Source organism: Marinobacter sp. CHS3-4 (assembly GCF_030053415.1).
Classification (GTDB): domain Bacteria; phylum Pseudomonadota; class Gammaproteobacteria; order Pseudomonadales; family Oleiphilaceae; genus Marinobacter.
In genome coordinates this window covers 709,621-723,305 of sequence record NZ_JASGBJ010000002.1, presented here as the reverse complement: position 1 = coordinate 723,305, position 13,685 = coordinate 709,621, and the positions used below count along the sequence as shown (strand labels likewise).

Here is a 13,685-nt window from a genome sequence, read left to right as displayed (position 1 = left end):
ATCAGTTGCTCCCGGCCGTTTTGCTGGCTTCTTCAGCCGCACGACGACGCTTGCGTACTTCCCGCGGGTCGTTGTAAGCGCGGCCCGGAGTGACCGGTACCTCCGCTTCTGTCGACGCTGTCTCCGGAGTAGCCGATGGCTTCTCTACAGACGACGGCTCGGAAGCGGCGGATGGCTCTTCCGGCGCAGACGTTGCCTCGGAAGAAGCGGATGGCTCTTCTGGCGCAGAGCCCATCTGCGAAGTGGCGGATGGCTCCGGTGTCGAGGTCTCGGCCTTGGGTTGTTGCTCTGTTGGCAACTCCTGTGGTTCTGGCTTGGCCTGGTCAGTCGCCTCGGCAGCTGCCGCTGAAGGCTGCTCTGCTATTGTTTCATCTGCCTCAACGTCGGGTTTGTCGGCCTGAACCTCGGTCTTGCCCGCCTCGGCCTCAGATTTTTCATCCGCGTTGGCTGACATTTCTTCGGTTTTCGCGGGACTCATCTCGGCTGCCGGCTCGGCTGCCGGCGTTTGCTCCGGTGTTGGTGTATCAGTGTCCGATTTTGAAGCCTCAACTTCCGGCTTCTCGGATTTCACAGATGGTTCCTCCGGAGCTCCCGAAACGCCCTCGGCAGAGGCAGCGGCCTCTTGCTGCTTTGGCTGAGCAGGTTCGTTGGTCGCATTTGCGGACTGCTCATCGGCTTCTGCGTTCTGCTCTGCCTTCTTTTCTGCCGCTTTGCGGGCAGACGTCCGGCGAGGCCGTGAAGGACGACGCTCCGTCGTTGTTTCGGCGCTGGTCTCGGTGGACGCCTCTGATGCCTTCTGAGCGTCTTCAGCGATCGGCTCAGGCACTTTCTGCTCTGGAGCTTTCTGCTCCGGTTTTTGATCGGCCTTCAGCTCTGGCTTTTCAGCGACATCCTGTCCATTTTCAGGTTGGGTATCCTTCTGATGACGTTCGCTTCGGGCCGTTTTTCTGTCAGCTGGCGTGGTTGACGGAGTTTCCGCCGGTGAACCATCGCGGTTGCGGTTTCGGCGCGGCTTGCGACGCTTTTCATCAGAGCCGTTTTTCTCAGCAGGCTTGCTCTGTGAAGCCTCTTGATTATCCGGGCCAGCCTTCTGGTCGCGGTTCTGTGCCTTGCCGCGACCACGATTCGGCGATTGACCGTCTTTGCGGGTATCGTTTTTACGGCTCTCGGCAGATTTTTCGGAACCGGTCGCCTGCTTCTGATTGCCATCAGCTGCGTCGTTACTGCGATTTCGATTTCCACCACGATTGCGACTGCGGTTTTCGTCGTTTGCGGATTTGCCCTGGGTAGATTGCCCGCCCTGACGACGCTCATTACCGCTGCGATTGTTCGTATTTTCGCCTCCATCATCTTCACGGGCGACGCGAGACTTGCGACGGTCCTGACGACCCTGTCCGCGTCGATCCTCGCGGCTCGGCCGTTTCGGTGATGAGGTATCAGGCTCAATGTCACCGATGATTTCCTCGCCGCTGAAGAAATCTGCAATCTTGCGGCCAAGACGGCTGAACAGGCCTTCGGTCTGTTCTTTCTCGGATTCTTCTGTCTTGGCAGCCTGAGCGGCGGGCGCCGGCGCTGGGGCAACCGGGCGAATGGCCTTCACCGCAGCCTGTTCGCGAACCGGCGGCGGAGTAGCCGGCGCCTCAAGAACTTCTTCTTCACGGGCACTGTATTCTTCTGCTACCTGATAGCTGGAAACATGCTCGGCAGTGGATTCGTCGTCGCGCATACGCACGATTTCGAAGTGAGGCGTTTCCATGTGCGGCGCCGGCACCACAATGATCTGCACTTCCTGGCCTGACTCGATATCCGCAAGCTGCTTGCGCTTTTCGTTGAGCAGGAAAGTGGCAACAGCGACCGGAACGATTGCCCGAACCTCGCCGGTTTTTTCCTTGGAAGATTCTTCGTAGATCAATCGCATGATACTGAGCGCAAGGGACTCGATGCCGCGAATCGTGCCCTGTCCCTCACAGCGAGGGCAGACCTCGCTTCGCGTCTCGCCCAGAGACGGGCGCAGGCGCTGGCGTGACATTTCCAGCAGGCCAAAGCGGGAGATTTTGCCCACCTGGACCCGGGCGCGGTCAATTTCCAGCGCCTCACGCACTTTCTGTTCCACTTCACGCTGGTGCTTGGCCGGCGTCATATCGATAAAGTCGATAACAATCAGGCCGCCCATGTCGCGCAGTCGAAGCTGACGGGCAATTTCTTCTGCCGCTTCCAGGTTGGTCTGGCGAGCCGTTTCTTCGATATCCTGACCTTTGGTGGCCCGGGAAGAGTTGATGTCAATGGACACCAGCGCTTCGGTCGGGTCGATCACGATCGAGCCGCCTGATGGCAGTTTCACTTCGCGCTGGAACGCAGTTTCAATCTGGCCTTCGATCTGATAGCGGCTGAACAGCGGGATCTCATCCTTGTACAGCTTGATCTTGTTTTCGAAGGTGGGCATCACGGCCCGGACAAAGCTCAGCACGTCTTCGTAAACGGTGTCGGCGTCAATCAGAACTTCACCGATGTCCTGGCGAAGGTAGTCACGCACTGCGCGAATGATGACGTTGCTTTCCTGATGAATCAGGAAGGGTGCCTTGCGCTCGCTGGCTGCCTGGGAAATGGCTTCCCAGAACTGAACCAGATAGTCCAGGTCCCACTGCAGTTCTTCGGTTGAGCGGCCGATGCCAGCGGTGCGGACGATGATGCCCATGGATTTTGGCACCTGCACGTCACTCATGGCTTCTTTGAGCTGTGCTCGCTCGTCGCCTTCGATGCGTCGCGAAATGCCGCCGGCGCGTGGGTTGTTCGGCATCAGCACCAGATAACGGCCCGCCAACGAAATGAAGGTGGTCAGTGCTGCGCCTTTGTTACCGCGTTCTTCCTTGTCCACCTGAATGATCACTTCCTGGCCTTCCGAGACCACATCCTTGATGTTGATCTTGCCTTCAATCTGACCCGGGGATTTCTTGAAGTATTCCTTGGAGATTTCTTTTAGCGGCAGGAAGCCGTGACGTTCGGCGCCGAAGTCCACAAACGCGGCTTCCAGGCTGGGCTCTACGCGGGTGATTTTGCCTTTGTAGATGTTGGCTTTTTTCTGTTCGCGAGAGCTGGATTCGATGTCCAGATCAAACAGTCGTTGTCCGTCGACTAGTGCTACGCGCAACTCTTCGGGATGAGTTGCATTTATAAGCATTCTTTTCATGGGAAAGAAATGGTTCCTGTCGTTTTGTGATGACAGAAAACACGGGGGGATTTCATCAGCGAAGCAGAACGTGCGTGCCGTGGGGTTTCAGTAAACAATGTACCGAAACAGGCCGACGGCCAGACGAGTCAGATAGTGGCGGGGAAGAGCCCCGTTGATCCGAGTCTACCGTCGGCGATTCCACTGCGAGAACGCAGTAGAGAGTCGCTTGAGGTCGATGTCTGTAGACGCATGTTATCCGTTTTCAGGTTCACGCTGGTGCCTTGGGTCTCACGTCGTATTCGTATGCTGGACGGCCCGGCCCTGCGTGCTGGTAATGATTTTTCGCGATGTCGCCCGTCGGTTTTCCGTACGGTTTTTCATTCCCGCCAGACTTTGAGTTTCCTCTGTGGTGCGGCTGCCATTCAGGCGCTGCTCCGTCAGTCGGCGGGCATATTCTTTGCGCCGTGCCCGGTAATGATTGGGCCTCCGGCGTTCAAACTGTCTATGTCAGCGTTCAAACTGCTTAATAGTATCGGTATACTTTCGCCGCTCCGGCTTCTGGCATGTAGGCCAGGCCGTAGACAAACGGCAAAGCACGTCGGAATATAACAGTATTGCTTCAGCCCTTCAATCCCGCATCCTGGAAGACACTTAAGGACTTTATGTCACGGCCACCCCGGCAAAAACAATCTTCGGCCAAGCGCTCATCCCAGTCGGGCGGTGGTGCCCACCATCCCGCTCCCGGGCAGCTGCGCCAGGGGGTGCAAAAAGTTGTTGTCGACGAAGATAATGCGGGTCAGCGGGTCGACAATTATCTGATGGCCCAGATTCGGGACCTGCCAAGAAGCATTGTCTATCGCATCATCCGCAAGGGTGAAGTCAGAGTGAACAAAGGCAGGGTGAAGCCGGATACCCGGCTGAAAGCCGGTGATGAAGTGCGTATTCCCCCGGTTACCCGCAAAGAGAAGCCGGCCCAGGTGGTTCCCGGTTCCCGGGTACAAAACGTGATGGAAAATGCGGTTGTGTTCGAGAATGACCAGATGCTGGTCGTTAACAAACCGTCAGGCATCGCAGTGCATGGCGGGAGTGGCGTGGATTTCGGGCTGATCGAGGTGTTGAGGGCGGCCCGGCCTGACACCCGGTTCCTGGAGCTGGTGCACAGGCTGGATCGGGATACGTCCGGGCTGATCATGGTGGCTAAAAAACGTTCGGCGTTGCGGTTCCTGCAGGACGAATTGCGCCACAAGCGTATTCGTAAGCATTATCACGCGCTGGTTTCAGGCCAGTGGGACAGCAAGGTTGGCCGGGTAAAGGAGCCACTGCTGCGCTTCGAGCTGAAATCCGGTGAGCGGCGCGTCCGTGTTGATGACGCTGGCAAGGAGTCCCTGACCCTGTTCAAGGTGCTGAAATCCTTCGAGGGGTACAGTCTGGTTCAAGCGTCTCCAGTGACCGGGCGTACCCATCAGATTCGCGTTCACAGTGCTTGGGCAGGTCATCCAATTGCGGGCGATGACAAGTATATGGACGATGCAAGTTTAAAAGCGTTTCGGGCCACCGGAGGTGAGCGGCTAATGCTGCATGCGCGGGCGCTGGAGTTTTCATTGCCGTCGACGGGCGAGTCAATGTCGCTTGAGGCGCCCTATGACGATGCGTTTGCGAAAGTGATTTCGATATTGGAATCGAGAATTGATCAGAGCGGATAGTCCGCCATTTTCGGCGGAAGCGATTCCGGCAGGACAACCTTGATGGACATAAAAGTCGTAATATTTGATTGGGACGGAACATTAATCGATTCCGTTGAGCACATTGCACAGAGCCTTCATCAGGCCGCCACAGACCTTGGTTATCCGGATCTGGAGCGCGAGGCTTATCGAGATATTATCGGCCTGGGCATGGTGGAAGCGCTTTACAAGCTGTATCCGGGTATTAGCCACGACGAGATGCTGAAAATCCGTGAAGGGTACTCGAACTACTTTTTTTCCAAGGTAACGACGCCCCAGAACGTTTTTGACGGCATGGCGGATGTGGTGACGGATCTGCGTTCCGCAGGACGTGGTTGTTCTGTGGCGACTGGTAAGAGTCGTCGAGGCCTGGAAGGTGCATTGGTTTCCAGTGGTCTAGGGGCTCATTTCGATATCACCCGCTGTGCAGACGAAACGCGCTCCAAACCCGACCCACGAATGTTGTCCGAAATCATCGAGTATTACGGCATTCGCCCGGATCAGGCCGTGATGATTGGTGACACTCGTTACGACCTTGAGATGGCCCAGCGCATCGGTATGCCCTCCATTGGGGTGGAGTGGGGTGTGCATCAGCGTGATGTGCTGTCACATTATGAGCCACGCGCCGTTGTGGATACGGTCGCGGATCTGCGGGATGTTCTCGGAATCTAGTCAATCAGGGGCAGGAAAGGCATATGAGCGAATGGGATTCAGATCAGAAGCCGGGTTGGGGTGACCAGCCGGTATCGCAGGAGGAGTCACCCAGAGGCAGTCGCAAAACGCCAGCCATGCCGCCGGAGTCTTCTCGCGACTGGAAGCTGATCGAGAAGCTGGTGATGTCGCTGCAGTCTGAGCAGAGGAAAAGCCGCCGTTGGGGTATCTTTTTCAAGCTGCTGACGTTCGCCTATCTGTTCGGCCTGTTCTTTGTTATCCAATTTCCGGGTGCAGGCAGTCTGGAGTCTGCTTCCGGCAAGCACACCGCCGTGGTTGACGTCAGCGGAACCATTGCGGCTGATGAGTTGGCCAGTGCAGACAACATCGTCGGCGGATTGCGGCGAGCCTTCGAGGAAGAAAACTCGGTTGCCGTCATCATGCGCATCAACAGCCCCGGTGGCAGCCCGGTTCAGGCCGGCTACGTTTACGACGAAATGGTACGCCTGAGAGCAGAATACCCGGACAAAAAACTCTACGCCGTTATCTCTGACGTGGGGGCTTCCGGTGCTTACTACATGGCTGCGGCTGCCGATGAAATTTATGCCGACAAGGCCAGCCTGGTGGGTTCCATCGGTGTCGTGGCTGGCGGGTTTGGTTTTACGGGCACCATGGAAAAATTGGGCATCGACCGTCGTCTCTACACGGCTGGAGAAAACAAGGCGTTCCTAGATCCATTTTCACCGGAAGACGAACAGGAAGTGGATTTCTGGCAGGACGTGCTGGAAACCACACATCAGCAATTTATAGAAAGTGTCCGCGAAGGTCGGGGCGACCGGTTGGCCGATGACGAAAAATTGTTTTCTGGTCTGATATGGAGCGGTGAGCAGGCGCTGGATCTAGGCCTGGTGGATGGGCTGGGCAGCACCTCTCATGTGGCTCGCCAAGTAATAGGTCAGGAAGAGCTGGTTGATTACAGCCACCGCAAGTCGCCGCTGCAGGACATCGTGGACCAGTTTGGTGTTTCCATTGGCAGCGGTATTGCCGATTACCTGATGGAGTCCCGGCTTCAGCTCCGCTAGAGCGTGATTTGTGCTGAGGGGGAGGCTGCCAGTAGCGGATTCAGTCCCCATCGGGTGAGCATGTTGGTCAGTGCTATCAAAGGCAGGCCGATGAGGCTGTTTGGATCTCTGCCTTCCAGGGATTCAAAGAGTACGATGCCAAGGCCTTCCATTTTGAAACTGCCGGCGCAGTCGAAAGGCTGCTCGATGGTCACATAGTGTTCGATTTCGGCGGTCGATAGGTGCCTGAAATGAGCGTGGAAGGTCTCACAGTGAATCTGACGGTCGCCATTTGCGGCGTTCAACAGGCACAGGCCAGTGTAAAAAGTGACCGTCCGGCCACTGCTGCGCATGAGTTGTGCCACCGCATGCTCGTGGTCTCCGGGCTTGGACAGAGTTTCTCCTGATGAAAGGCTCGCCACCTGGTCAGATCCGATAATCCAGTGTGCCGGATAGGATTGTGCCAGGGCTTCGGCTTTTTGCTCGGCCAGACGGGTGGCAAGTTCTTCAGGGGGTTCCGACTCGTAAGGCGTTTCGTCAATGTCCGGGGATGCGGTCTCGAAGGGCAGGGCCAGCCTGCTCAGAAGCGCCTTTCGGTAAGGTGATGAGGATGCGAGCAGCAGCGGTGGATGTTCCATGGGAGTTAATGTCCAGGTTCCGGATTTCAGGGTCGTGTCGTCAGTCGCAATTGCAGCTCCCGCAAACAAGCCTCTACGGACAGTATCGTAGAATACACTTACAAGCACACCCACGACGGGTCAAAAAGCCGAGGAAGTCTTTGACACCTGCAGGCCGGGCCCCTAAAATTGCGCGCCTATGCCAAAAGCGTCAACCGCCGAATTGCCCAAATCTGTCGACCCGTTTCGGTTGGCGGAGCAAAACGCCGTTCTGGAGGGAGTGATTCCTCTGAAGGCATTGTCTCGTTTTCGGGACGCGGTTCGAAGTGTTGACGAGGACAGTAAGTGTCAGGTCACTCTCGAGTTTTCGCTGGACAGCGAAAGACGGCGAATGGTGATCGGCAAGCTGGAAGCGCCTGTTGTTCTTGAGTGCCAGCGTTGTATGGGAGATTTGCCGCACACGCTGATTTCTGAGTTTTCGCTCGGTTTGGTAACAACAGACGCTCAGGCGCAAAATCTGCCTAAAGAGCTTGAGCCGTTTCTGACCGATGATTTCAGCGCAGATCTCTGGTCAATGACGGAAGACGAATTACTGCTGGTTCTGCCGCCATTTCCGCTTCATGAGCGTGACGAATGTCCGGCTTCAGAGACGTTGGAAGCGTTAGAGCCAGAGGGCGATGAAGAGCCCGAACAGAAATCCGGCGATAACCCGTTCAGCGTGTTGGCGGATCTCAAGACGAAAAAGCATTGAATGGCGTGGTGGTTTGAAAGCCACGGTTTTACACGAACATACGTTGATCAGGTCAGGAGCATAATCATGGCTGTACAGAAAAATCGAAAGACCCGCTCAAAGCGCGGTATGCGTCGTTCACATGACGCTTTGAACACGGCGGCACTGTCCACCGACACCACGACAGGTGAAGTTCATCGTCGTCACCATGTTTCGCCAGACGGTTTTTACCGGGGCAAGCAGGTCATCGAAGCCAGCGACGAGTAAATTGCGGCAAATGAGAGCCCAGTAATGCCTGATCTGGATGGAGGAGCGGTCAAACCGGTCACCATCGCGATTGATGCCATGAGCGGGGATCGCGGTCCCTCGGTTGTGGTTCAGGCAGCATTGGCAGCCGTCGAAGAAAATGAAGCCTTGAGCCTTGTTCTGGTGGGAATCCGGAGTGAGCTCGAGGCTTTGTTGCATCAGGGCAAGGATAAAGGCCATGAGCGGATTCGCATTGTCGAAGCCGCTGACGTGGTCCGCATGCATGAGCGTCCATCCTATGTGCTGCGCCATAAGCGCAGCTCCTCGATGGCGGTGGCGCTCGGGCTCGTCCGCGACAATGTAGCTCAAGGCTGTGTGAGTGCCGGCAACACTGGCGCGCTGATGGCGTTCGGTCGATCTGTCATTCGCATGTATCCGGGCATCGAGCGTCCCGCAATCGCCAAACTGATCCCGTCCCTTAGGGGGCGGTGTCATGTACTCGATCTGGGTGCCAACGTCGACTCCTCCGCAGAGAATCTCTATCAGTATGCCTTGATGGGGTCGCTGATGGCGTCTGCCATCTGTGATCAGGCGGAGCCGCGAGTGGCTCTGCTGAATGTGGGCGAGGAAGAGATCAAGGGCAACGAACAGGTGCGACTGGCTTCCCATATGCTCGCTCAGTGTGAACACATCAATTACATCGGCTACATTGAAGGCGGTGATCTGTTCCGGGATGTGGCCGATGTGGTTGTGTGCGATGGGTTTGTTGGCAACATCGCCCTCAAGACCGGTGAAGGCGTGGCCGGTTTGCTGATTGAATTGCTGGAACAGGCGTTCACCCGAACGCTGTATGGCAAGATAATTGGCTTTCTCGCCAGGCCAATAATGGGGCGACTTCTAAAGCTGATGGACCCCTCACGCCACAATGGCGCCAGTCTGTTGGGCCTGCAGGGGGTGGTGATAAAAAGCCATGGCAATGCCAACGAGCGGGCCATGCTGGCGGCTATCCGGCAGGCGGTGCGGGAAGTGCAGCTGGAAGTGCCGGGCCGCATTAATGAACGCCTCGACGATCTGATGTATTAAAGAACGTTCACCCCAAGATTCTGCCTGCAAGGGTGGAGTCTGATTCCAATCCCGACTAGAGTCTGTAACACCTTTGCCAGATGGGCTGCCTTTCAGGGCAGCTTGTACTATTGGCTAATCTTCAGTGATCGACTTAACCGGTAAAATTTCAACCATGAAATCATCCTTTATTTTTCCAGGACAGGGATCGCAGTCGGTTGGCATGCTTTCAACAGCCGCTGACAACTGGCCGATCGTCGAAAAGACCTTTTCCGAGGCATCGTCAGTGCTCGGCTATGACCTGTGGCACCTTTGTCAGCAAGGGCCCGCCGAAGAGCTCAACCAGACAACCGTCACGCAGCCGGCGCTTTTGACGGCCAGTGTTGCTCTATGGCGGCAATGGTTTTTCGCCGACGGTTCCACGCCCGATTTCGTTGCAGGGCATAGTCTGGGTGAATACAGTGCGTTGGTTGCGGCTGAAAGCCTCAATTTTATCGACGCACTGAAACTGGTCCGGTTACGCGGTGAACTGATGCAGACTGCTGTGCCAGCCGGCACTGGCAAGATGGCTGCTATCATCGGGCTTGAGGATGCCGAGGTGGTGGCGGCCTGTGAAGAAGCGGCCAACGGAGACGTGGTTTCTGCCGTTAACTTCAACGCACCAGGCCAGGTTGTGATTGCCGGGTCCACTGCAGCGGTTGATCGGGCGATTGAAGCCTGTAAGTCAAGAGGGGCTCGTAAGGCGATGCCGTTGCCGGTCAGCGTGCCGTCTCATTGTTCGTTAATGAAGAGGGCCGCGGAGGAGCTGGAAGAGGCGCTTGACGAGGTTGTATTTAACGACGCTGTCATCCCGGTTGTTCAGAATGTCACCGCTAAGCCTGAAACCGACAGCACCGTCCTTAAGAGTAATCTGGTCAAGCAACTGTATTCGCCTGTCTTGTGGACCGATTCCGTGCGAGCAATGTCAGAATTGGGCGTCGGAACTGCCGTGGAGTGTGGGGCAGGTAAGGTCCTGGCGGGACTGGCGAAGCGGATTGATCGCGATCTCAAGGTCTTTAGTATCGAGGATTCCCAAGGGCTGAAAAAAGCTCTCGAAGGATTCAATTAACTGTCAGGGAGTAGATCATGTCGCTTGCAGGCAAAACAGCGCTGGTTACCGGTGCCACACGGGGCATAGGTAAGGCAATTGCCAAAGCATTGGTTGATCAGGGCGCAACGGTAGTGGGTACCGCGACCAGTGAGTCGGGCGCTGAGTCCATTTCTGCAGATCTGGAGCCATCGGGCGGATTCGGATTGGTGATGGACGTTTCTGATCCGGCCAGTATTGAGAAAGGATTGAAAGAAGTCACCGAGCGCGCAGGCGCTCCCGCCATTCTGGTCAATAATGCGGGCATCACCCGGGATAATCTTCTGATGCGGCTGAAAGAGGATGACTGGAGCTCGGTCATTGAGACCAACCTGTCCAGTGTCTATCGCACGAGCAAAGCCGTGCTCCGAGGTATGGCAAAAGCCAAGTGGGGCAGAATCATCAACGTCAGTTCTGTCGTCGCTGGTATGGGCAACCCGGGTCAAGCCAATTACTGCGCAGCAAAGGCTGGTATAGAGGGGTTCACCCGTAGCCTGGCCAAGGAAATGTCGAATCGTGGTATCACCGCCAATTGTGTGGCCCCCGGATTTATCGACACGGATATGACCCGAAAACTGGACGACAAGCAGCGCGAAGCTATGATGGAAGTCATACCTGCCGGTCGCCTGGGTGACCCGGAGGAAGTTGCCGCGGTTGTTGCGTTCCTGGCGTCTGACGCCGCAGCCTACGTGACGGGTGAAACGATCAACGTGAACGGTGGCATGTACATGGGCTAGGCCCCTATGCGGGCTCCCCGTGCAACCCCTTGTTGCACAACATGTTTGAAAGGAATCCCTGCTTGTTCGCAGGTTGGGTTTAAACTAAACTGGCAGCATCTAAGTTGCTTGGTTGACACAAAAGTGAGGACATTATGAGTACAGTTGAAGAGCGCGTTAAGAAGATTGTTTGTGAGCAATTGGGCGTTAAAGAGTCCGAAGTTCAGAGCACATCTTCTTTTGTAGAAGATCTTGGCGCTGACTCACTGGACACCGTCGAGCTCGTCATGGCTCTGGAAGAAGAGTTCGAAACCGAGATTCCGGACGAAGAAGCAGAGAAGCTGACGAGCGTTCAGGACGCGATCGACTATATCGTCGCGCATACCTGATACTCTGATCAGTCTGTAAGCCAGGCAGGAAAGCCGTCCATGTGAGAAGTCATTGGACGGCTTTTTTATTGGATGTTTCGGAAAGGTAACGCAGCTTCAGGTGAAGGATTATGTCTAAACGACGTGTTGTGGTCACTGGCATGGGAATGCTCTCGCCATTGGGCAATGACGTGGATAGCTCCTGGAAAGCGATCCAGGAAGGTGTGAGCGGAATATCAGAAATTGATCGCTTTGACACGACCGGTTACAACACCCGCATTGGTGGCGCTGTCAGGAATCTCGATATCGAGCCCTATCTGTCCACCAAGGATGCAAGAAAGCTTGATGCGTTTATTCACTACGGGTTGATTGCTGCCCAGCAGGCCGTTGAAGCCAGTGGTCTGGATCGGTTCGATGAGCTGGACAAAGAACGCGTCGGTGTTGCCATTGGTTCAGGTATTGGTGGCCTGGAGTTCATCGAAAAGAACATCATCAACATGGAGAACTCTGGGCCCAGAAAAGTGTCGCCCTTCTTTGTGCCTGCGTCTGTGATCAATATGATTTCCGGCAATGTGGCTATCCGTTTTGGCTACCAGGGACCGAACATCGCCATTGTGACGGCCTGTACCACGGGTACTCACAACATAGGTTATGCGGCTCGTACCATCGCTTATGGTGACGCCGACGTTATGCTGGCGGGCGGTTCGGAAATGGCGACTACCCGTAGTTCAATTGCGGCATTTTCCGCCGCGCGGGCCCTTTCCACTCGCAACGACGAGCCAGAGAAGGCCAGTCGGCCCTGGGATAAAGGGCGTGACGGGTTTGTGCTCAGCGATGGCTCCGGCGTTCTGGTACTGGAAGAACTGGAGCATGCTCAGCGTCGTGGAGCCACTATTCACGGTGAGGTGGTCGGATTTGGAATGAGCGACGATGCCTTCCATATTACCTCGCCTCCGGAAGGTGGTGCGGGTGCGGCTCGCTCCATGAGTAATGCGCTTCGGGATGCCGGCATGTCTGCCGACGAGATTGATTACATCAACGCTCATGGGACATCGACTCAGGTCGGTGATGTTGCTGAAGTGGCCGCTGTGAAGTCCGTATTTGATCAGCATGCCCATAAGCTGGCGGTAAGCAGTACCAAGTCCATGACGGGTCACCTGTTGGGTGCTGCCGGGGCGGTTGAGGCGATCTTTTCGGTACTGGCCATCCGCGATGGCGTGCTGCCGCCCACCATCAATCTTGAAGATCCGGAAGAGGGCTGTGACCTGGATTTCGTGACGGACGGCGCCCGCAAAGCCGATGTGCGCACGGCACTGTCTAATTCCTTCGGGTTTGGCGGCACCAACGGAACCCTGATCTTCAAGCGATTCGAGGACTGACTGTCATTAAGCTGAAAGTTCTGTTTGCTGATAAAGATCCTATTCAGGCAACGGATCGCGGCTTTGCCTATGGTGACGGGCTTTTTGAAACGGTTCGTATGGTGGGGCAGAAAGCTGTGCTGCGGCAGCTGCACCTGAACCGAATGGTGACCGACGCCCTTCGCCTCGGCATACCGATAAGTCATGCTGAGCTTGATACGGCGCTGTCTCAGGCCGCTCAGCGATTCTCTGGCCAACGCTCCAGCGACACTTCCGGCAATTGGATTCTGAAGATGATTCTGACCCGTGGTAGTGGTGGTCGCGGGTATCGCCCCCCGGTTTCAGTGGAGCCCAAGTTGATTGTGTCTGCTTCTACGTTCCCACCCTTGCCAGATCCTGACGGCGTAGTGGCAGGCTTTGCGAGTATTCCACTGATGGTTAACCCTCACCTTGCTGGCATCAAATCATTGAATCGCCTGGAGCAGGTAATGGCGAGCCAGGAATTTACCGAGGATGACTGGGAGCTGATTATGAAAGATCGGTCCGGTGATCTGGTAGAGGGTACCCGTACAAACCTGATGGCCCGTCTTGGTGAGGAATGGGTGACGCCACCGGTTGGGTCCATTGCGGTATCGGGCGTGATGCGGCAGTACGCAATGGAATGTCTTAAAAAGGCAGGGGAGCAGGTCGCTGAGCGGCCCTTGCCTGCGGATCTGGCATCGATGCCGGAGTTCCGCGGGCTGTATCTGCTGAACAGTGTGTTTGGTGTTGTGCCAGTACGCATTCTGGAGCGGGTTAATTTGCCAGTTGATGGCACACTTGCGACAATCGCAAATCCTCTTGAAACCTTGGAATAATTC

General features: G+C 55.9%; 13 protein-coding genes. 11 read left to right on the top strand and 2 right to left on the bottom strand.

Going from position 1 to position 13,685, the window contains the following annotated elements; translation table 11 throughout:
• Position 1: 1 nt before the first annotated feature.
• Complete coding sequence (gene rne / locus QLQ17_RS11265; RefSeq protein ID WP_283209671.1) at positions 2-3,187, bottom strand: ribonuclease E; 3,186 nt, start codon at positions 3,185-3,187, stop codon at positions 2-4.
• Between the two features lie 644 nt (positions 3,188-3,831).
• On the opposite strand from rne, the gene rluC reads away from it, so the two are divergent.
• Genes rluC through QLQ17_RS11250 form a run of 3 tightly spaced genes read left to right on the top strand, consistent with a single transcriptional unit; the run spans position 3,832 to position 6,623 of the window.
• Entirely contained in the window at positions 3,832-4,872 is a 1,041-nt protein-coding gene (rluC, locus tag QLQ17_RS11260; RefSeq protein WP_283209670.1) for a 23S rRNA pseudouridine(955/2504/2580) synthase RluC, read from the top strand.
• 42 nt (positions 4,873-4,914) lie between these two features.
• Positions 4,915-5,562, top strand: a complete 648-nt coding sequence (locus tag QLQ17_RS11255) for an HAD family hydrolase (RefSeq protein WP_283209669.1) — start codon at positions 4,915-4,917, stop codon at positions 5,560-5,562.
• Between the two features lie 23 nt (positions 5,563-5,585).
• Entirely contained in the window at positions 5,586-6,623 is a 1,038-nt protein-coding gene (locus QLQ17_RS11250) for a S49 family peptidase (RefSeq protein WP_283209668.1), read from the top strand.
• Here QLQ17_RS11250 and QLQ17_RS11245 read toward each other — a convergent pair.
• Positions 6,620-7,240, bottom strand: a complete 621-nt coding sequence (locus QLQ17_RS11245) for a Maf family protein (protein WP_283209667.1) — start codon at positions 7,238-7,240, stop codon at positions 6,620-6,622. The two genes, QLQ17_RS11250 and QLQ17_RS11245, sit on opposite strands and share 4 nt — an antisense overlap.
• Positions 7,241-7,418: 178 nt before the next feature.
• Between QLQ17_RS11245 and QLQ17_RS11240 the strand changes: the two genes are divergently transcribed.
• The 8 genes from QLQ17_RS11240 (at position 7,419) to QLQ17_RS11205 (ending at position 13,682) form a co-directional block, all read left to right on the top strand.
• Positions 7,419-7,970 carry a YceD family protein gene (locus QLQ17_RS11240; protein ID WP_283209666.1) on the top strand — a complete coding sequence of 184 codons (552 nt, stop codon included), beginning with the start codon at positions 7,419-7,421 and terminating at the stop codon, positions 7,968-7,970.
• Between the two features lie 66 nt (positions 7,971-8,036).
• On the top strand, positions 8,037-8,216 hold the full coding sequence (gene rpmF, locus QLQ17_RS11235) for a 50S ribosomal protein L32 (RefSeq protein WP_283209665.1): 180 nt from the start codon (positions 8,037-8,039) through the stop codon (positions 8,214-8,216).
• A gap of 24 nt (positions 8,217-8,240) precedes the next feature.
• On the top strand, positions 8,241-9,278 hold the full coding sequence (plsX, locus tag QLQ17_RS11230; protein ID WP_283209664.1) for a phosphate acyltransferase PlsX: 1,038 nt from the start codon (positions 8,241-8,243) through the stop codon (positions 9,276-9,278).
• 154 nt (positions 9,279-9,432) lie between these two features.
• Positions 9,433-10,365: an ACP S-malonyltransferase gene (gene fabD / locus QLQ17_RS11225; protein ID WP_283209663.1), complete on the top strand. Its 933-nt coding sequence runs from the start codon at positions 9,433-9,435 to the stop codon at positions 10,363-10,365.
• A 17-nt stretch (positions 10,366-10,382) separates the two neighbouring features.
• Complete coding sequence (gene fabG, locus QLQ17_RS11220) at positions 10,383-11,120, top strand: 3-oxoacyl-ACP reductase FabG (RefSeq protein ID WP_283209662.1); 738 nt, start codon at positions 10,383-10,385, stop codon at positions 11,118-11,120.
• A 134-nt stretch (positions 11,121-11,254) separates the two neighbouring features.
• Complete coding sequence (gene acpP / locus QLQ17_RS11215) at positions 11,255-11,488, top strand: acyl carrier protein (RefSeq protein ID WP_004581833.1); 234 nt, start codon at positions 11,255-11,257, stop codon at positions 11,486-11,488.
• A 110-nt stretch (positions 11,489-11,598) separates the two neighbouring features.
• Entirely contained in the window at positions 11,599-12,846 is a 1,248-nt protein-coding gene (gene fabF, locus QLQ17_RS11210; RefSeq protein ID WP_283209661.1) for a beta-ketoacyl-ACP synthase II, read from the top strand.
• Positions 12,834-13,682: an aminotransferase class IV gene (locus QLQ17_RS11205; RefSeq protein ID WP_349306798.1), complete on the top strand. Its 849-nt coding sequence runs from the start codon at positions 12,834-12,836 to the stop codon at positions 13,680-13,682. Before fabF ends, QLQ17_RS11205 begins: the two co-directional genes overlap by 13 nt.
• Positions 13,683-13,685: the final 3 nt, after the last annotated feature.